General features: G+C 71.4%; 15 protein-coding genes. 7 read left to right on the top strand and 8 right to left on the bottom strand.

The window, feature by feature from the left end:
• Nucleotides 1–110: 110 nt before the first annotated feature.
• A complete protein-coding gene (locus ACSMXV_RS20290) occupies nt 111–1,502 on the bottom strand; it encodes an NAD(P)/FAD-dependent oxidoreductase (RefSeq protein WP_473172789.1) in 1,392 nt (463 codons plus the stop codon).
• A 93-nt stretch (nt 1,503–1,595) separates the two neighbouring features.
• Here ACSMXV_RS20290 and ACSMXV_RS20285 point away from each other — a divergent pair, with 93 nt between their 5' ends.
• Nucleotides 1,596–2,486, top strand: a complete 891-nt coding sequence (locus tag ACSMXV_RS20285; protein WP_473172788.1) for an aminoglycoside phosphotransferase family protein — start codon at nt 1,596–1,598, stop codon at nt 2,484–2,486.
• A 9-nt stretch (nt 2,487–2,495) separates the two neighbouring features.
• Nucleotides 2,496–3,017 (top strand): GNAT family N-acetyltransferase, encoded by a 522-nt coding sequence (locus tag ACSMXV_RS20280; RefSeq protein WP_473172787.1) that lies wholly within the window; start codon nt 2,496–2,498, stop codon nt 3,015–3,017.
• A gap of 150 nt (nt 3,018–3,167) precedes the next feature.
• On the opposite strand, the gene ACSMXV_RS20275 is transcribed toward ACSMXV_RS20280, so the two are convergent.
• From ACSMXV_RS20275 to ACSMXV_RS20265, 3 genes are all read right to left on the bottom strand, one after another.
• The gene (locus ACSMXV_RS20275; RefSeq protein WP_473172786.1) at nt 3,168–4,664 is read right to left on the bottom strand and encodes an MFS transporter; all 1,497 of its coding nucleotides are present in this window, start codon (nt 4,662–4,664) and stop codon (nt 3,168–3,170) included.
• A 123-nt stretch (nt 4,665–4,787) separates the two neighbouring features.
• On the bottom strand, nt 4,788–5,792 hold the full coding sequence (locus ACSMXV_RS20270) for a zinc-binding dehydrogenase (RefSeq protein WP_473172785.1): 1,005 nt from the start codon (nt 5,790–5,792) through the stop codon (nt 4,788–4,790).
• 204 nt (nt 5,793–5,996) lie between these two features.
• Nucleotides 5,997–7,157 carry an NAD(P)-binding protein gene (locus ACSMXV_RS20265; protein WP_473172784.1) on the bottom strand — a complete coding sequence of 387 codons (1,161 nt, stop codon included), beginning with the start codon at nt 7,155–7,157 and terminating at the stop codon, nt 5,997–5,999.
• Nucleotides 7,158–7,397: 240 nt separating this feature from the next.
• Between ACSMXV_RS20265 and ACSMXV_RS20260 the strand changes: the two genes are divergently transcribed.
• Nucleotides 7,398–8,087, top strand: a complete 690-nt coding sequence (locus ACSMXV_RS20260) for a pentapeptide repeat-containing protein (RefSeq protein ID WP_473172783.1) — start codon at nt 7,398–7,400, stop codon at nt 8,085–8,087.
• A gap of 27 nt (nt 8,088–8,114) precedes the next feature.
• Here the strand turns inward: ACSMXV_RS20260 and ACSMXV_RS20255 are convergent, their stop codons facing one another.
• Nucleotides 8,115–8,612, bottom strand: coding sequence for a hypothetical protein (locus ACSMXV_RS20255; RefSeq protein ID WP_181658193.1), 498 nt, complete (start codon nt 8,610–8,612; stop codon nt 8,115–8,117).
• Between the two features lie 160 nt (nt 8,613–8,772).
• On the opposite strand from ACSMXV_RS20255, the gene ACSMXV_RS20250 reads away from it, so the two are divergent.
• Nucleotides 8,773–10,251, top strand: a complete 1,479-nt coding sequence (locus tag ACSMXV_RS20250; protein ID WP_473172782.1) for a M1 family metallopeptidase — start codon at nt 8,773–8,775, stop codon at nt 10,249–10,251.
• Nucleotides 10,252–10,436: 185 nt separating this feature from the next.
• Here ACSMXV_RS20250 and ACSMXV_RS20245 read toward each other — a convergent pair whose 3' ends face one another.
• A complete protein-coding gene (locus ACSMXV_RS20245; protein WP_181658191.1) occupies nt 10,437–11,012 on the bottom strand; it encodes a TerD family protein in 576 nt (191 codons plus the stop codon).
• A 206-nt stretch (nt 11,013–11,218) separates the two neighbouring features.
• On the opposite strand from ACSMXV_RS20245, the gene arfB reads away from it, so the two are divergent.
• Nucleotides 11,219–11,647, top strand: coding sequence for an alternative ribosome rescue aminoacyl-tRNA hydrolase ArfB (gene arfB, locus ACSMXV_RS20240; RefSeq protein ID WP_473172781.1), 429 nt, complete (start codon nt 11,219–11,221; stop codon nt 11,645–11,647).
• A 120-nt stretch (nt 11,648–11,767) separates the two neighbouring features.
• Here the strand turns inward: arfB and ACSMXV_RS20235 are convergent, their stop codons facing one another.
• Complete coding sequence (locus ACSMXV_RS20235) at nt 11,768–12,397, bottom strand: flavin reductase family protein (RefSeq protein ID WP_181867315.1); 630 nt, start codon at nt 12,395–12,397, stop codon at nt 11,768–11,770.
• A gap of 368 nt (nt 12,398–12,765) precedes the next feature.
• Between ACSMXV_RS20235 and cdgB the strand changes: the two genes are divergently transcribed.
• The gene (cdgB, locus tag ACSMXV_RS20230; RefSeq protein ID WP_473172780.1) at nt 12,766–14,472 is read left to right on the top strand and encodes a diguanylate cyclase CdgB; all 1,707 of its coding nucleotides are present in this window, start codon (nt 12,766–12,768) and stop codon (nt 14,470–14,472) included.
• Nucleotides 14,473–14,578: 106 nt separating this feature from the next.
• Nucleotides 14,579–15,568 (top strand): carbohydrate-binding protein, encoded by a 990-nt coding sequence (locus ACSMXV_RS20225; protein ID WP_473172779.1) that lies wholly within the window; start codon nt 14,579–14,581, stop codon nt 15,566–15,568.
• A gap of 94 nt (nt 15,569–15,662) precedes the next feature.
• On the opposite strand, the gene ACSMXV_RS20220 is transcribed toward ACSMXV_RS20225, so the two are convergent.
• The gene (locus ACSMXV_RS20220) at nt 15,663–16,592 is read right to left on the bottom strand and encodes a 1-phosphofructokinase family hexose kinase (protein ID WP_473172778.1); all 930 of its coding nucleotides are present in this window, start codon (nt 16,590–16,592) and stop codon (nt 15,663–15,665) included.
• Nucleotides 16,593–16,727: the final 135 nt, after the last annotated feature.

The following is a 16,727-nucleotide window of genomic DNA, read 5'->3' as shown; positions in this document are numbered from 1 at the left end:
CAGGGGGCTCCACTGAGGCCCAGGTCACCGCGCTGTGACCTGGGCCTTTGTCGTCCCGCCGGGTCCGGCGGGTTCCCTCAGTGGCGACTCAGTGGCGACTCAGTGGCGACTCAGTGGCGACCCGACAGGCGGTCCGCGAGGCGGGCCAGGCGGGCGGTTTCGGCGGTGGGTGAGGTGCGTTCGCTGCGGTCCGCGGCGCGGTACGTCGCGTACATGCCGTGGACGCCGAGCCAGCGCAACGGCTCCGGCTCCCATTTGCGGACCTTGTGGTTCACCCAGGGGAGGGCGGTCAGTTCGGTCGGGCCGGACTGGCCGGAGTCCTGCTGGACGAGGTCGCGGAGGGTGCGGGCGGCGAGGTTGGCGGTGGCGACGCCGGAGCCGACGTAGCCGCCGGCCCAGCCGAGGCCGGTGGTGCGGTCGAGGGTGACGGTCGCGCACCAGTCGCGGGGGACGCCGAGGACACCGGACCAGGCGTGGCTGACGGCCACGCCCGCCAGCTGCGGGAAGAAGCGGACGAGGATCTCGCGCAGCGCGTCGATCGTGGCGGGCTGGGTGCGGCCGTCGTTGTCCGTGCGGGAGCCGTAGCGGTAGGGGACGCCCCGGCCGCCGAGTGCGATGCGGTCGTCGGCGGTGCGCTGCGCGTACATGTAGGCGTGGGCCATGTCGCCGAGGGTTTCGCGGCCTTCCCAGCCGATCGACGACCAGACCTCCTTGGGCAGGGGCTCGGTCACGATCATGGAGGAGTTCATGGGGAGCCAGGTGCGGCGGTGGCCCTTGAGGGAGGCAGTGAAGCCCTCGGTGCAGCGCAGGACGTACGGGGCGCGGACGGTGCCGTAGGGCGTGATCGCGTGCTTGGGCTTGATCTCGGTGACCGGCGTGGACTCGTGGATCGTGACGCCCAGCGATTCGACGGCGGCCGCGAGACCCTTGACGAGCTTGGCGGGGTGCAGGCGGGCGCCGTGCGGGGTCCACGTGGAGCCGACCGCTCCGGTGACCCGGATGCGTTCGGCGGTGTCGCGGGCGCCGTAGAGCTCGCGGTCCTTCTCGCCGTACGAGAGTTCCGTGGCGTGGAAGGCCTTCAGGCGGGCCAACTGGGCGGGAGTGTACGCCACTTCGAGTACGCCGCCCTGGTGGATGTCGGCGTCGATGTTCTCCTCGGCCGCGGTTCGGACGACCTCGGCGACCGTGTCGTTCATGGCCTGCTGGAGGCGCATGGCGGCGTCGTGGCCGTGGAGTTTCGCGTACCGGTCGCGGCCGGCGATGCCGTTGTAGAGCCAGCCGCCGTTGCGGCCGGAGGCGCCGTAGCCGCAGAACTTCTGTTCAAGGACGGTGATGCGCAGGAACGGTGCTGCTTTTTTCAGGTAGTAGGCGGTCCACAGACCGGTGTAGCCGCCGCCCACGATGACGACGTCGGCGGTCGCGTCGCCGGGCAGGGGTTCGCGTGCGGTGGGGAGGCCTTCGCTGGCGTACCAGAACGATATGCCGCCGTTGACGGTACTCATGGGCGGACGTTAGCGCCTGGGGGACCGGCCGGGACAAGTCGGTGGCGGGGAAAAGTCGTGGCCGGTGAGGGTGCGCATCCCTAGGATCGAAGCGTGATCGAGGTACCGGACGAGCTCGTGGCCACGCAGACCAGGTTCAACGGTGCGGATGGGCTGGCCTTCATCGCCGCGTTGCCGGGGCGGGCGGCGGAGTTCCTGGAGCGGTGGGGGCTGCGGACCGACGGTCCCGTGATGTACGGAATGTGCGCGCTGGTGCTGCCCGTGGCGCACGACGCGGACGGTTCCCAGGCGGTCCTCAAGCTCCAGTACCTGGACGAGGAGAGTGTGGGGGAGCCGGTCGCGCTGCGCGTGTGGGGAGGCGACGGGGCCGTGCGGCTGCTCGAGTACGACGACGTCACGGGAACCCTGCTGCTCGAACGCCTCGACTCCGCCCGGATGTTGACGACCGTGCCGGACTCCCGCGCGGCGGTGCTGGTCATCGCCGCGCTGCTGGCGCGGCTGACCGCTGTGCCGGCGCCGGAGGGGATGCGGCGGCTCGGTGACATCGCTGAACGGATGCTCGAGCGGGTGCCGGGGGCGGTACCGCGGGTGCCGGATCCCGCTGACCGGCGGCTCCTCGAGGACTGTGCGGCGGCGGTGCGCGAAGTGGCCGGCGAGCCCGGTGACCGGCTGCTGCACTGGGACCTGCACTACGACAACGTGCTGGCCGCCGACCGGGAGCCCTGGCTCGCCATCGACCCGAAGCCGCTCGCGGGCGATCCGGGGTTCGAGCTGTTCCCGGCGCTGGACAACCGTTTCGACGCCGACGAGGTGCGGTGGCGGTTCGGCGCGATGGCGGACGTGCTGGGGCTCGACCGGGAGCGGGCGCGCGCCTGGACGCTGGGACGTGTCCTGCAGAACGCGCTGTGGGCGATCGAGGACGGGCACCCGCTCGCGCCGCACCATCTGGAAATCGGGCGGCGGCTGCTGAGGGGTCGCGGTTAGCCTGCGGCCATGATTCGTACCGCCGTACCCGCCGACGTCCCCGTCATCCACGCCATGATCCGCGAGCTCGCCGCCTACGAGAAGGCGCTGGACGAGGCCCGTGCCACCGAGGAGCAGCTGCACGACGCGCTGTTCGGCGAGCGCCGGGCCGCGTTCGCGCACATCGCCGAGGACGACGCGACCGGCGAGCCGGTCGGCTTCGCCCTGTGGTTTCTGAACTTCTCGACGTGGCGCGGGGTGCACGGGATCTACCTGGAGGACCTGTACGTACGTCCTGACCGGCGTGGGGGCGGGCACGGCAAGGCCCTGCTGGCGGAGCTGGCGCGGATCTGCGTGGAGCGCGGGTACGAGCGGCTGGAGTGGTCGGTTCTGAACTGGAACGAGCCGTCGATCGACTTCTACCGGGCGATGGGTGCGCTGCCGCAGGACGAGTGGACGGTGTACCGGCTGACGGACGAGGCACTGGCGCGGCTCGGGGCTCCGGCGGCGTCCGGCGGCGCCCGGCGAGAGAGGCTCGGCTCAGGCCACTGACTCGGTTCGGAGCACTTGGCTCACACCACTGGCTCGGCTCACACCACTGGCTCGGCTCAGGCCGCTGATTCGGCTCAGGCGACTGGCTCGGCTCAGGTGGCTGGCTGGCTCGGCTCAGGCGATTGACTCGGCTCAGGCGATTGACTCGGCTCAGGCCACTGATTCGCGCGCGGGTGCGTCCGTCGGCGCCCGGCGGTCGGGTGCCTTCGCCGTGACCATCAGGGCCGCTATCAGGCCCGCGAGCAGCATGAGGCCGGCGGACCACCAGAGGGCGACGGTGTAGCCGTGGACGATGCCCTCCCGGGTGATCTGCGCCTGCTGTGCGGGGTCGCGGAGGTGGGCGGCGACGTAGGCGGTGCTGCTCATGGTGGCGATCGTGTTGAGCAGCGCGGTGCCTATGGAGCCGCCGACCTGTTGCGCGGTGTTGACGGTCGCCGAGGTGACGCCGGCGTCGTGCGGGGCGACACCCGCGGTGGCGGTGGCGAACACGGGCGTGAAGGTCAGGCCCATGCCGAGGCCCATCAGCACCATGGCGGGCAGGACGCGGGTGGCGTACTCGGCCTCGACGGTGAGCGTGGTGAGCAGAAGCGTGCCGGAAGAGGCGAGCAGCATGCCCGGGACCAGGAGCGCCCGGGGAGCCGTGCGCTGCAGAAACCGGGCCGATATCTGGGTCGAGCCGGTGATGATCGCGGCGGTCAGGGGCAGGAAGGCCAGGCCCGTCCTGAGGGGGGAGTAACCGAGGACGACCTGCAGGTAGTAGCTCATGAAGAGGAAGATGCCGAACAGGCCGGCGACGGCGAGGGCCATGGTGAGGAAGCAGCCCGCGCGGGTGCGGTCCTTGATGATCTGGGGCGGCAGAAGGGGGCTCGGGGCTCTGGTCTGCCACCAGGCGAAGGCGGCGAGGAGTGCGAGTCCGCCGGCGAGAGCCGCCAGGACGAACGGGTCGGTCCAGCCGCGCGCCGCGGCCTCGCCGAAGCCGTAGACGACGCAGACGAGACCGCCGCAGCCCATCACGACACCGCGGACGTCGAGGCGCCCGCCGCGGTTTCCCGGGCGGTCGCGGAGCAGGGAGCAGGCGCCGAAGACCGCGAGGGCGGCGATGGGGACGTTGACGTAGAGGCACCACCGCCAGTTCAGGTACTCGGTGAGCAGTCCTCCCGTGAGCAGCCCTATCGCGGAGCCGCTGCCGGCCAGGGCGCCGTAGATCCCGAAGGCTTTCGCGCGCTCCTTCGGGGCGGTGAAGGTGGTGGTGACCAGGGACAGCGCGGACGGGGCGAGTACGGCGGCGAAGGAGCCCTGGAGGGCGCGGGCGCCGAAGAGCATGCCGGGGCTGACGGCGGCGCCGCCGAGTGCGGAGGCGCCCGCGAAGCCGATCAGACCGATGACGAAGGTGCGTTTGCGGCCGACGAGGTCGGCGACGCGCCCGCCGAGCAGCAGCAGTCCGCCGAAGGCGACGGTGTAGGCGGTGACGACCCACTGGCGGTTGCCGTCCGACATCCCCAGATCGCGCTGGGCGGATGGGAGCGCGATGTTCACGATCGTCGCGTCGAGGACGACCATGAGCTGGGCGAGTGCGATGACCACCAGGCCCCACCAGCGGTGGGGGTCCGGTGGGGTGACAGGTTCACCTGTTCGGGTGCCGGTCACAGCAACAGAAGACCATGGATCGGGGGGTGGCGCATCCTTCGGGTGGCGGGGCGCGGGGCGGAGGACGTGGCGGGGCGGCGGCTCCTCTGCGGCGACGTGCCGGCCGCCCCGTGGCGGTGCGCCTCACGGCTCCAGTACGACCTTGCCGATCGTGCCGCGCGACTCCAGTGCGCGGTGTGCGGCCGCCGCTTCCGCGAGGGGGAAGCGTGTGACGGCCGGGGTGAGGCGGCCCGCCGCGGCCTCGGCGAGGGCGCGCAGCTCCAGGGTGCGCACCGGATTGGCGCCGCCCGCCTTCTGCATCATCACCGGCCCCAGCACGCCCTCCGATGTGATCCCGCGCTCGGCCAGCTCCTCCTCGGTGAAGGTCAGCGGCGATCCGTCATGCAGGCCCTGCCCCGACCAGCCGAAGACGACGTGCTTGCCGCCGGGGCCGAGCAGATCGACGGCCGCGCGGGCCGTGTCGCCGCCGACTCCGTCGAAGACGACCGTCGCGGTGCGGTCGCCGAGGTACGCGCGGACCTGCTCGGGCCATGCGGGGTCCTTGTAGTCGACGGCGAGGCCGGCGCCGCCCGCCCGGACGCGGGCGACCTTCTCGGGGCCGCCCGCGAGGCCGATCACGGTGGCGCCCGCGTGCCGCGCGTACTGCACGAGCAGCGTTCCGATACCGCCCGCCGCGGCCGGGACGATCACCACCGAGGCGGGGGTGACCTCGGCGAACTGCAGGATCCCCATCGTCGTACGACCCGTGCCGATCATGGCGACGGCCTGCGCGAAGTCGAGGTTCTCCGGGATCTCGTGCAGCCGGTCGGCATCGGTGACGGCCAGTTCCGCGTAGCCGCCGGGGGCGAAGCCGAGGTGGGCGACGACACGCTTGCCGAGCCAGGCCTCGGACACGCCGTCGCCGAGAGCGTCGACGGTGCCGGCGACCTCGCGGCCGGGGATCGTGGGCAGAGCGGGCAGCTCGGGCAGCGGGCCCTGGAGGCCCTCGCGGATCGCGGTGTCGATCAGGTGTACGCCGGCCGCGGCAACGGCGACGCGCACCTGGCCGGGGCCCGGCTCGGGGTCCTCTGTCTTCTCGTACGTGAGGTTCTCGGCCGGGCCGAAGGCGTGCAGGCGGACGGCGTGCATGACGGGCTCCTCGATGGTTGCCGCGGGTGTTCCCTCGCGCGTGGTTCCCTTCCGTGCCGGGGTGCCGGCACGCGCCCACCTTTCAACCTCAAGCATGATTGAGGTCAAGGGCTTTGCTGTCGGATGAGGTCAGCCGGTCTGCTGCCGGTTGAGGTCAGCCGGTCTGCTGTCGGATGAGGTCAGCGGGTCTGCTGCCGGTTGAGGTCAGTGGGTGCGCTGCCGGCGCCCTGCCGCCGTCAGGGCCAGTGTGGCGGCCGTGATCGCGCTGTTGAAGGAGACCTCGGAGAGCACGCCGGGCGCGGCGACCTGGTCGCCGGCGAGGTAGACGCCGTCGCCGCGGTCCACGGCGGGACGGTCGCGCCAGGTGGTGCCGGGCCGGTCGACCGCCCCCGTACGGCCGTGTGCGACCGACTCGCGGCGCCAGACGGTGCGTTCGCGCCAGCCCGGGAAGCCCAGGTCGAGCAGGTGCTCGGCGCGGGCCACCCCGTCGGCCTTGGACTCGGCCGGCGAGATGGGGATCTGGCCCTGTATGAGCTGCTGTCCGCGCGGGGCGAGGGTGCGGTCCTGGGCGGTGAACCGTTCGATCCAGCCTGGTGCGTCGAGGTCGGAGACGGCGAAGGCGTCGCCGCGGCGGGTGCGTACGGCCAGGTCGATGAGGGTGGTACGGCCGCTGTCCCAGGTGAGCGTGTCGTCGCCGAGGAGCCGGCGGGCGGCGTCGAGGGAGGTCGCGACGATGACGGGCGTGTCCGTCGGGAGCATGTCGACACGGGCCAGCGTCTCGACCCGGACTCCCATGTTCCAGGCCCGGGCGGCCATCCGGTCGATGACGGACGCCCAGCCGCCGCGCGGATAGTGCGCCTCGGGCGGCAGCCTGGCGGCGCGCCGGAGTCGCTCGTGCACGAAGGCGGCGGAGAGAGAGCCGGGGTCGTGGTGGAAGAGCGCGACGGCGGTGTAGTTGGCGGCCGCGCGGGCGCCCGCCTCGCCGACCTGCGCTGTCGCCCAGGTGAGGAAGTTGCTGTCGACGGGCGTCTGTTCGGGCTTGCGGCGCGCCAGCTTGAGGAGTGCCAGGGGCGGTATGCGGCGGAGGGCGCCGTTCAGATGCAGACGCAGGCGCGAGCCTTCGAGGGGCGGGACGGGGGCGAGCGGGCCGATCAGGTCGCGCTGTTCGAGCCAGGTCCAGTGAGGGCCGCCGTTGTAGAGGGCGTGCGGTCCCTCGTTGGTGCGGTACGGGCCCTCGGCGGTGCGGGCGCGGCCGCCGAGGGTGTGGTGCGACTCGTACAGGGTCACCTTGGCGCCCGCCTCGGCGGCGGTGATGGCCGCGGTGAGTCCGGCGAAGCCGCCGCCGACGACGGTGATGCGGTGCATGGCTGGGGTCTCCCTCTGCTCCGGTGGCGTTGCCTGTCTCCTCCTAGGACCGATCGAAGGGCCGCGGATGTGACATGACTGGAGCAGTGCGCACTCGATGGACATGCGGCTGTCCGTGGTCGGCGTGGCGGTCCGTTGCCGTCGTCAGCGTGGCGGTCCGTTGCCGTGTTCAGCGTGGCGGTCCGTTGCTGTGGTCGGCGTGGCGGCCCGTTGTCAGTGGCGGGGTGCAGCATGGGGGACATGGCGCGAAACCCAGCGGTGAAGGCAGTGGTGAGGAAGGCGCGGCGGCCCGAGGTGCGGCTGCCGCCGCTCGTTCCGTACGCGGGCGGTGAGCTGGAGCCGGACGGGGACTACGACGGCGTGGAGTTCCGCGAGCTGGCCCTCGCGGGCCAGGACGGCGGCGGCGCCCGGTTCCTGGACTGCGCGCTGACGGGCTGCGCGCTGGACGAGACGCGGCTGCACCGCGCGCGCTTCATCGACGCGGTGCTGTCGGGGATACGGGGAGTGGGCACCGATCTCGCGGAGGCGACGCTGCGGGACGTGGAGGTGACGGACGCCCGGCTCGGTGGGGTGCAGCTGCACGGGGGCGTGCTGGAGCGGGTGCTGATCCGGGGCGGGAAGATCGACTATCTGAATCTGCGGAAGGCGCGGCTGAAGGACGTCGTCTTCGAGGGTTGCGTGCTGGTCGAGCCGGATTTCGGCGGGGCGCGGCTCGAGCGGGTCGAGTTCAGGGACTGTGCGCTGAAGGGGGCGGACTTCAGCGGGACGACGATGACCGACGTCGATCTCCGGTCGGCAGCGGAGCTGGGCATCGCGCGGGGCCTCGACCGCCTGGCGGGGGCGGTCATCAGCCCGGCCCAACTCATCGATCTGGCACCGGCGTTCGCGGCGCAGATCGGAGTGCGGGTGGAGGCGCCAGGAGAGGAGTGACGGAAGTCAGTCGACGGGGCCGGCTGTTCAGATGCGGGGGAACCGCGCCTGGAGCGTCCAGATCGCGGGGTTCTCTGCCAGGTCCTCGTGCATGTCCGTCAGATCGGCGATCAGGTCGTGCAGGAAGTCGCGGGCTTCACGGCGCAGTACGGCGTGCGAGAACGTCAGGGGCGGTTCGTCGCCCGGCATCCAGTCGGCCTCGATGTCGACCCAGCCGAAACGGCGCTCGAAGAGCATGCGGTCCGTGGACTCGGTGAAGTCGAGCTCGGCGTACTGCGGCCTGGCGGCGCGGCTGCCGGCCGGATCGCGGTCGAGCTGCTCGACGATGTCGCACAGCGCCCAGGCGAAGTCGAGCACCGGCACCCATCCCCAGGCTGTGGACAGCTCCCGGTCCGCCTTGGTGTCGGCGAGATAGACGTCACCGCAGAAGAGGTCGTGGCGCAGGGCGTGGACGTCCGCGCGGCGGTAGTCCGTCTGCGGCGGGTCGGGGAAGCGGTTGGAGAGGGCGTAGCCGATGTCGAGCACGTAGCCGATGGTGTCATGGGCCGCGCGGGTGGAGGTCTTCGTATGCCTTGACCTGCGAAGACGCCAGTCGTACGCGCGTTCGACAGTCGCGCCTCCCGTCGCCGCGGACGACTCCCGGACAAATGCCGCCTGAGGCCCCAAAGTCCCATACGATCAACGCGTGGAACGTCGTCCTCTCGTTCGCGTGGTGACCGCGGTCGCGACCGTCGCCGCCCTCGCCCTGAGCGCCTGCGACTCGGGCGCCGAGCGCACGGTGGGCGCCGCCGGCCTGCGCGATCCGTACTTCCCGAAGATGGGCAACGGCGGCTACGACGTCGTCCACTACGACCTGAAGGTCGACTACGACCCCGCTTCCCGTCGGCTCACGGGGGAGACGGAGATCACGGCACGCGCCACGCAGGCCCTCAGCGCGTTCAACCTCGACCTGAAAGGGCTGAAGGTCGAGTCCGTCAGTGTCGACGGCGCCGGCGCCCGCTTCCGCCGCGCCGGCCAGGAGCTGACCGTCCGGCCGCCCGACATGCTCGCCGATGGCGAAACGTTCCGCACCGTCGTCCGCTACGCCGGCACGCCGGAGACCATCAACGATCCGGACGGTTCCCGCGAGGGCTGGCTGCTCACCGCGGACGGCGCACTGGCGCTGGGCGAGCCGACCGGCTCCATGGCGTGGTTCCCCGGCAATCACCACCCCGCCGACAAGGCGACGTTCGACGTGCAGGTCACCGTCCCCGAGGGCGTGCAGGCCGTATCCAACGGCCAGTTGAGGCGCGAGCAGACCCAGAACGGCCGGACCACCTCCACCTGGCACAGCCCCGAGCCGACGGCGAGCTATGTGGCGACGGTCGCCATCGGCACATTCGACATGAGCCGCTACGAGACGACGGCGGACGGCAACGGGAACGGGGACGGGGACGGGGACGGCAGCAGCAGCGGGAACGGCAGCGGCAAGAACAGCAGGAAGTTGCCTGTCCTGACCGCCGTCGACCCGACCGAGGCGGAGACGAGCGAGAAGGTTCTCGACGGTATCCCCGATGTTCTGGAGTGGGGGAAGCAGAACTTCGGCCCCTACCCGTTCTCCTCGGCCGGAGCGATCGTCGAACGGCCGGGTGACGCTGACTACGCCCTGGAGACCCAGACCCGTCCCGTCTTCCCCGGCGCCCCCGGTACGGAACTGCTCGTCCACGAGCTGGCCCACGAGTGGTTCGGGAACTCGGTGACGCCGAAGACCTGGCAGGACATGTGGCTGAACGAGGGCTTCGCGTCCTACGCCGAGTGGCTGTGGGCGGAGGACCACGGCGGCGACAGCGCGCAGGAGACATTCGACGCCCTCTACCGCGGCGACGCCGAAGCGGAGCATGCCGATGCCATTTGGTCCTTCGCCCCCGCTGATCCGCCGAGTGCCGCACACATCTCCGACGACACGGTCTATCTGCGCGGTGCCATGGTTCTCCACAAGATCCGGCAGACCGTGGGGGACGACGCCTTCCGCGACATCCTCAAGGGCTGGGCGGCCGCGTACCGCCACGGCAACGCGAACACCGCCGACTTCACGGCGTACGTGGAGAAGAAGGCGCCCGACAAGGACTTCACCCTGATCTGGGCCGACTGGCTGCACGGAAAGGGAAAACCGGACCACGCCTGAGCGGCTCGACGGGGTGGGGTGGACCGGCGGGGTCGACCGCGTGGGCTGGGGCGGGTGGGGTGGACCGGCGGAGTCGACCCGGTGCGGTGGACCGGGTGGGGGTGGTGCGCGGCCGCCGCCGGTCGGACGCCTAGAGCCCGGCGAGCTCGGTGAGGAGCTCGCCGGGCTCAAGCCGGATGTCGACGTCAGACGTTGACGCCGAAGTCCTGGGCGATGCCCACCAGGCCCGAGGCGTAGCCCTGGCCGACCGCGCGGAACTTCCACTCCGCGCCGTTGCGGTACAGCTCGCCGAAGACCATCGCCGTCTCCGTGGCCGCGTCCTCGCTCAGGTCGTAGCGCGCGATCTCGGTGCCGCCGGCCTGGTTGACGATGCGGATGTACGCGTTGCGGACCTGGCCGAAGTTCTGGCTGCGGTTCTCGGCGTCGTAGATGGAGACCGGGAAGACGATCTTGTCGACGTCGGCCGGCAGGCCCGCCAGGTTGACGTTGATGGCCTCGTCGTCGCCGGCGCCCTCGCCCGTGCGGTTGTCGCCGGTGTGGACGATGGTCTGGTCCGGCGTCTGCTTGTTGTTGAAGAAGACGAAGTGCGCGTCCGAGTAGACCTTGCCCTGCTGGTTCACCGCGATCGCCGATGCGTCCAGGTCGAAGTCAGTGCCCGTGGTGGTGCGGACGTCCCAGCCGAGGCCCACCGTGACGGCGGTCAGGCCCGGTGCCTCCTTGGTGAGCGAGACGTTGCCGCCCTTGGACAGGCTTACAGCCATGGGAAGTCCCTTCCTGGTTCTGTTCGTTTCGTTCCGCATGCGGGCTTCGTGCTGGGGACGAAGCTACCGTCACCCGTATGAACGTCGCGGGGGGACCAGGAGGTTCCAGCTCTCTTTACTTTCTTTACCGAAGGCGCCCGGGTGGAGTAGTCGGACCGCGGAAAAACGGGTGACGGCGGGCGGATGTGCGCGGGACCATGGAACTCATGTCCGGTCCTTATCCCATCCGCGGTTCGGTTCTCCTGCCCGAGGCCGAGCTGATGTGGCGTTTCTCGCGGTCGTCAGGGCCGGGCGGGCAGCACGTCAACACCAGTGACTCACAAGTGGAACTGCGCTTCGACCTGGCCGGGACGGAGTCCCTGCCGCCCGTGTGGAAGGAGCGAGCCCTGGAGCGGCTCGCCGGGAGGCTCGTCGACGGGGTCGTCTCCGTCCGCGCCTCGGAGCACCGGTCGCAGTGGCGCAACCGGGAGGTGGCGGCCGTGCGGCTGGCGTCCCTGCTCGCGGAGGCGACGGCTCCGCCGCCCAAGCCGCGGCGGCCCACCCGTATCCCTCGCGGCATCAACGAGCGGCGGCTCCGGGAGAAGAAGCGGCGCGGCGAGACGAAGCAGGGACGCTCCGGCCGCGACTGGGGCTGAGCACCTCTGAGCGACCCGGGGAAGTTCAGGCACGTCCCCGGACCCGCTTGGACCCACCCCGTGACGGCACTGCCGTCATCCCGACTGCCGTCATCCCGACTGCCGTCATCCCGACCGCCATCACCCCAACTGCCGGTACCGCCCCCGGAAATACGTCAACGGCCCGCCGTCCGCGCTCGGCACCGTCGCCGTCAGGACGCGGCCGATGACCAGTGTGTGGTCGCCTGCCGGCACGCGCTGTTCCGTGCGGCACTCCAGGGTGGCGAGCGCCCCGCCCACCAGCAGGGCGCCGGACTCCTTGCCTCGTACGTACGGAATGTCCTCGAACAGCAGGCGGTCGCTGACGCGGCCCTTCATGGCGAAGCGGCCCGCGATGTGGCGCTGGCTCTCGGAGAGGATCGAGACCCCCCACAGCGGCTGTTCGGCGAGCAGGTCGTCCATACGGGAGCCCTCGCGCAGGCTGATCAGGACCAGCGGCGGGTCCAGCGACACCGACATGAAGGCCGTCGCCGTCATGCCGACGTCGTCGCCGCGGGGCCCCTCCGGGTCGAGTGCCGGTTCGTACGCGGTCACCAGCACCACACCCGCGGCCAGCCGGGACATGGCAGCGCGGAACTCGTCCTCACTCACCCCCTCAGCATGCCCGTCGCCGTGACGGAGGTGCGGGACGGGTGGGGCGGAGGGCGTAGCGGATGCCGCGGGTGCGGAGGGCACAGGCGGCGCGGAGGGAACGGATGGCGTGTTCAGCACATTGCCGAACGCTAACCGCGGGCTCCGCCCGCCACATCGGACCAGGGTCGCAACCGGGGACTAGGACCGAAGGCCGAACCCCGCGTCCGAGCGGTCGCACCGGCCGACCGCACTCTTCCCGGCCCACCGCACCCTCCCGGCCGACCGTCCCCTGCGGTTTGCGTTCAATAACACTTCACGGCGCCTCGCGTCGAGCCCGACGCGCCGTCGCCATTGGTCTCCACCTCCTGTGACTTGAGTCACAGGAGCCATATTTTGTTGACCCTGTGTACCGAGTGGACAGCTCGCTGTGATTCAGTGGCGGGGACGCTGGAAAAAGTACGCCGATCATTTCTGGAGTTGCTGTCGAAGTCTCGGGGAGAGCGAGCATGGAGACCGAGTCGGAGCCGTATGTCCGTCTTGCGACCCTGCGGCAGCTGCATCGGGTGATGGCGGACATGAACACGGCACGCAGCCTGGCCGACACGCTGCAGACCGTCGCCGACGGTGTCGTGAACGGGCTCGGGTACGAGCTGGCCGCCGTGAACCTCGTGCGTCCGGACGGCGACCTCGTCGTGGCCGCCTTCGCGGGCAACGCAGCGGCCGACGCGCTCATGACCGGCCGTGTCGGCTCCCGCGCCTCCTGGGAACGGCGCCTGTCCATGGGCGAGGCCTGGGAAGACCTGCGGTTCATCCCGTACACCGAGGGCTGGGTCCTCGACGAGGACGACGTGCCGCAGTGGCTCACCGACGGTCCCGAGCCCCGCTTCGAGGACGAGTGGCACCCCCGCGACCGCCTCTTCGCCCCCATGTACGCGGCGGGCGGCGCCGGCGGGGAGCTGATAGGCGTGCTGTCCGTGGACCGGCCGCGCAACGGCCGCCGGCCGGGCGCCTGGGGCCGCGAAGCGCTGCAGATGTACGCATTCCACGCCGCCATTGCCATCAGCAACGCCCGTCTGCGGGCAAACATGCAGCGCGCCCTGGTCCGGCTCGAGCGCGAGCAGCAGGCCCTGCGCGCCAGCGAGGAATCATTTCGGCAGGCCTTCGAGTACGCGCCGAGCGGCATGGCCATCGCCGAGATGGGCGGCGACCAGCACGGACGCATCCTGCGGACCAACGACGCGCTGTGCCGGCTGCTCGGGCGGCCCGCCTCCGCGCTGCGCCGCTACTCGTTCTCCGATCTGGTCCACCCCGAGGACATCGGGACCCTGCTGCGCACCTCCGCCGAGGGCGGACGGGCCGAGCTGCGGTTCGTGCGGCGCGACGGCACGTATGTCTGGGTGTCCCTGCGCAACTCCGTCGTCGCGGACGCCGCGGACGGGCCGCGCTTCCTGCTCACGCATGTCGAGGACATCGAGGAGCGCAAGCGCCGTGAGCTGCAGCTGGCCCACCGGGCCAGCCACGACTCGCTCACCGGCCTGCCGAACAGCGCCGAGCTGCGCACCCGGCTCGGCGCCCGGCTGTGCGGCCGCCCCAAGCACGCCGTCCCCGGCCCGGTGGCCGCGCTCGACGCGGCGTACGGGGAGCCCGCCGCGGGCGTCGGCGACGGCGCGTACGACATCACGTACGACATGGGGTACGACACGGACGGGCACGGCTTCGACTTCGGGCACGGTTCCGACCTGGCCGGCGAAGCCTTCGGCGCGTACGACCACCATGTGCACGCCGTCGCGCCGGAGGGCGGCGCGGACGACGGCACGAAGGGGCTCGCCGTCCTCTTCTGCGACCTCGACGGCTTCAAGTCGATCAATGACCGGTTCGGGCACAACGCGGGCGACGCCGTCCTCATCGAGGTCGCCAGGCGTCTGACCAGCGGCGTACGGGACGGGGACACGGTCGCCCGGCTCGGCGGCGACGAGTTCGTGGTGCTCGCGGACGGGCTCGGCCGGGCGGACGCCCAGGACCTCGCCGTCCGGCTGCGAAACGAGATCATCCAGCCGATGCGGGTGGACGGCCGGGCGGTCCGGGTGGGCGCCAGCTTCGGCATCGGCTGGGCCGAGTGCGGAATGTCGGCGGACGACGTCTTGAAATCAGCTGACGAGCGGATGTACGACGAGAAACGGTCTCGTCCCAAAGCGCATCGTCGTGCCGGCTGAACCCCAGGTCAGCGTGGTGGTGAGGCGTAGGCCACCCGATTGTGCGCCCGGGAGCGGGTAGGCTCGCCGGGTCCGCAGACTGCACGTGGTGAGGAGTGACCAAGGGATGACGCCCGGCAACAACGGCGCGAGCACGCCCGAGGACGACGACCCGTTCGGCTATCTCTACGCCGACGGTCAGGCGTCCGGGGCCACCCCGCCGACCGGTGGCGGCGGCTACGGCTACCCGGGTACCCGCTCCTCGTACAACCAGGTCCGCGCGGTCGGCGAGCGTCAGTACGGGCAGCAGGCCGCGCAGGGTGGGCAGTCCGCGCAGCAGACGCAGCAGGCGGCCTACGGGCAGGTCCCGCAGCAGTCCTCGTACGGCCAGCAGAACGCCCACTACGCGGCGCCCGAGACACTGCCCGGGGGCGCCGCCACGACGCAGTACCAGCCGGCGCCGGACGCCGCCCGTGGCGGCCGGGGTCGCGGCCCCAACACCAAGGGACTGCTGATAGGCGCCATCGCGGTGGTCGCCGCCGTCGTCATCGGCATCGGCATCGCGGTGTTCACCGGCGACGACTCCGAGAACAGCGGGGACAACCAGGCGGGCGGCGCGACGCCGACTGCTTCCGAGTCGGCCGAGCCCAGCCCGTCGGCGACCAAGGGCGCCGGCGAGCAGGCCGAGCTGCCCGAGGCGGACGCCAAGGCGCTGAAGCTGGAGGGCGGCACGGTGACCGCCTCCGACATCAAGGGCGCGGACGCCGCCGGCGGGGTCTACGTGAACGGGCTCAACCAGGTCGGCGCGCAGGTCACCTGGACGGTCAACGGCATCCCGAAGGACGGCGTGTACACCCTCTTCGTGGGCTACAGCGTCCCCGGCGAGGATGCGAAGACGACGCTGACCGTCAACGGCAACGTGTTCGGCTCCAAGCTCAACATGGGCAACTTCGCGGACGCCCCCAAGGGCGACTGGGAGAAGGGCTGGACGCAGACCTACGCGTATCCCAGCCTCACCAAGGGCACCAACACGATCACGATCTCGTGCCAGGCCGGTGACCAGTGCAACGCCCTCCTTGACCGGGTGTGGCTGAAGGCCGGGCAGGTCAAGAAGTAGCGCACTGCTCAAGCGGGAGCGGGTTCGAGCGGGCGAGGTCCTGAGGCCGTCGCCCGCTCGGTGGCTTCAGGCCGCCGTCGCCGGCTCGGTGGCTTCAGGCCGCCGTCGCCCGCTCCGTGACCGCGACCCGCGGCAACAGCTCCTCGTAGGCCGCGCGGTCGAACTCGCCCGCCACCGGCGCCCGTACCGTCGCCGCGGACAGGGCCGCCGCCCGGGCCAGCCGGTCCGGCCACGGGAGGTGTTCGACGAGGCCCGACAGCAGACCGGCGACCGCCGAGTCCCCGGCGCCCGTCGGATTGCCCGCGACACGCGAGGGCGGGGTGGCCTGCCAGTGGCCCTCCGGGGCCACCGCGAGCAGCCCCTGAGCGCCCAGCGAGGCGACGACGGCGCGTGCCCCGCGGCGCCGCGCGTCCCGGGTGGCCTGCAACGGCTCGTGGGATCCGGTGAGTTCGGCGAGCTCGTCGGCGTTGGGCTTGACGAAGTCGGGGCGGGCCGCGATGCCGCGGCGCAGCGGCTCCCCGCTGGTGTCGAGGAGTACGGGAACGGAGGCGGCGCGTGCGGCCCGGACGAGGTGCGCATAGGCGCCGACGGGCACGCCGGGCGGCAGGCTGCCGCACAAGGCCACGGCCGACGACGACTGCAGCAGGTCCTCGTACGCCTCCAGGAAGGCGCTCCACTCGGCGGGGGCGATGACCGGCCCGGGCTCGTTGAGCTGAGTCGTGTCACCCGTCGCCGTGTCGACGACGGCGACCGTGCGGCGCGTGGCGCCGGCGACCGGTACGAGTGCGTCGGTGATGCGTGGGATGCCGGTCAGCGCGTCCTGCAGGGCGCGGCCGGTGCCGCCGCCCGCGAAGCCGGCGACCGTCACGGGGTGGCCCAGCGCCGCCAGTACGCGTGCGACGTTCAGGCCCTTGCCGCCCGGCCGTTCGGTGACCTCGGTGACACGGTGCGAGGCGTGAGGGCGCAGGGACGGGACGCGATAGGTGATGTCGAGGGCGGTGTTCAGCGTGACCGTGAGGATCACCTGGACCTCCCCCGCGAAGAAACGTGCGACAACATGCCTGAAGAGCCGTGGAACAACATGCCTGAAGTGCCCTGGAACAACATGCCCCTGACGAACCGTGACGTGCCTGAAAAACAATGAAACCGGCCTGTCGGC

Source organism: Streptomyces sp. DSM 42067 (assembly GCF_055792885.1).
This window is presented reverse-complemented; position numbering and strand designations above follow the sequence as displayed.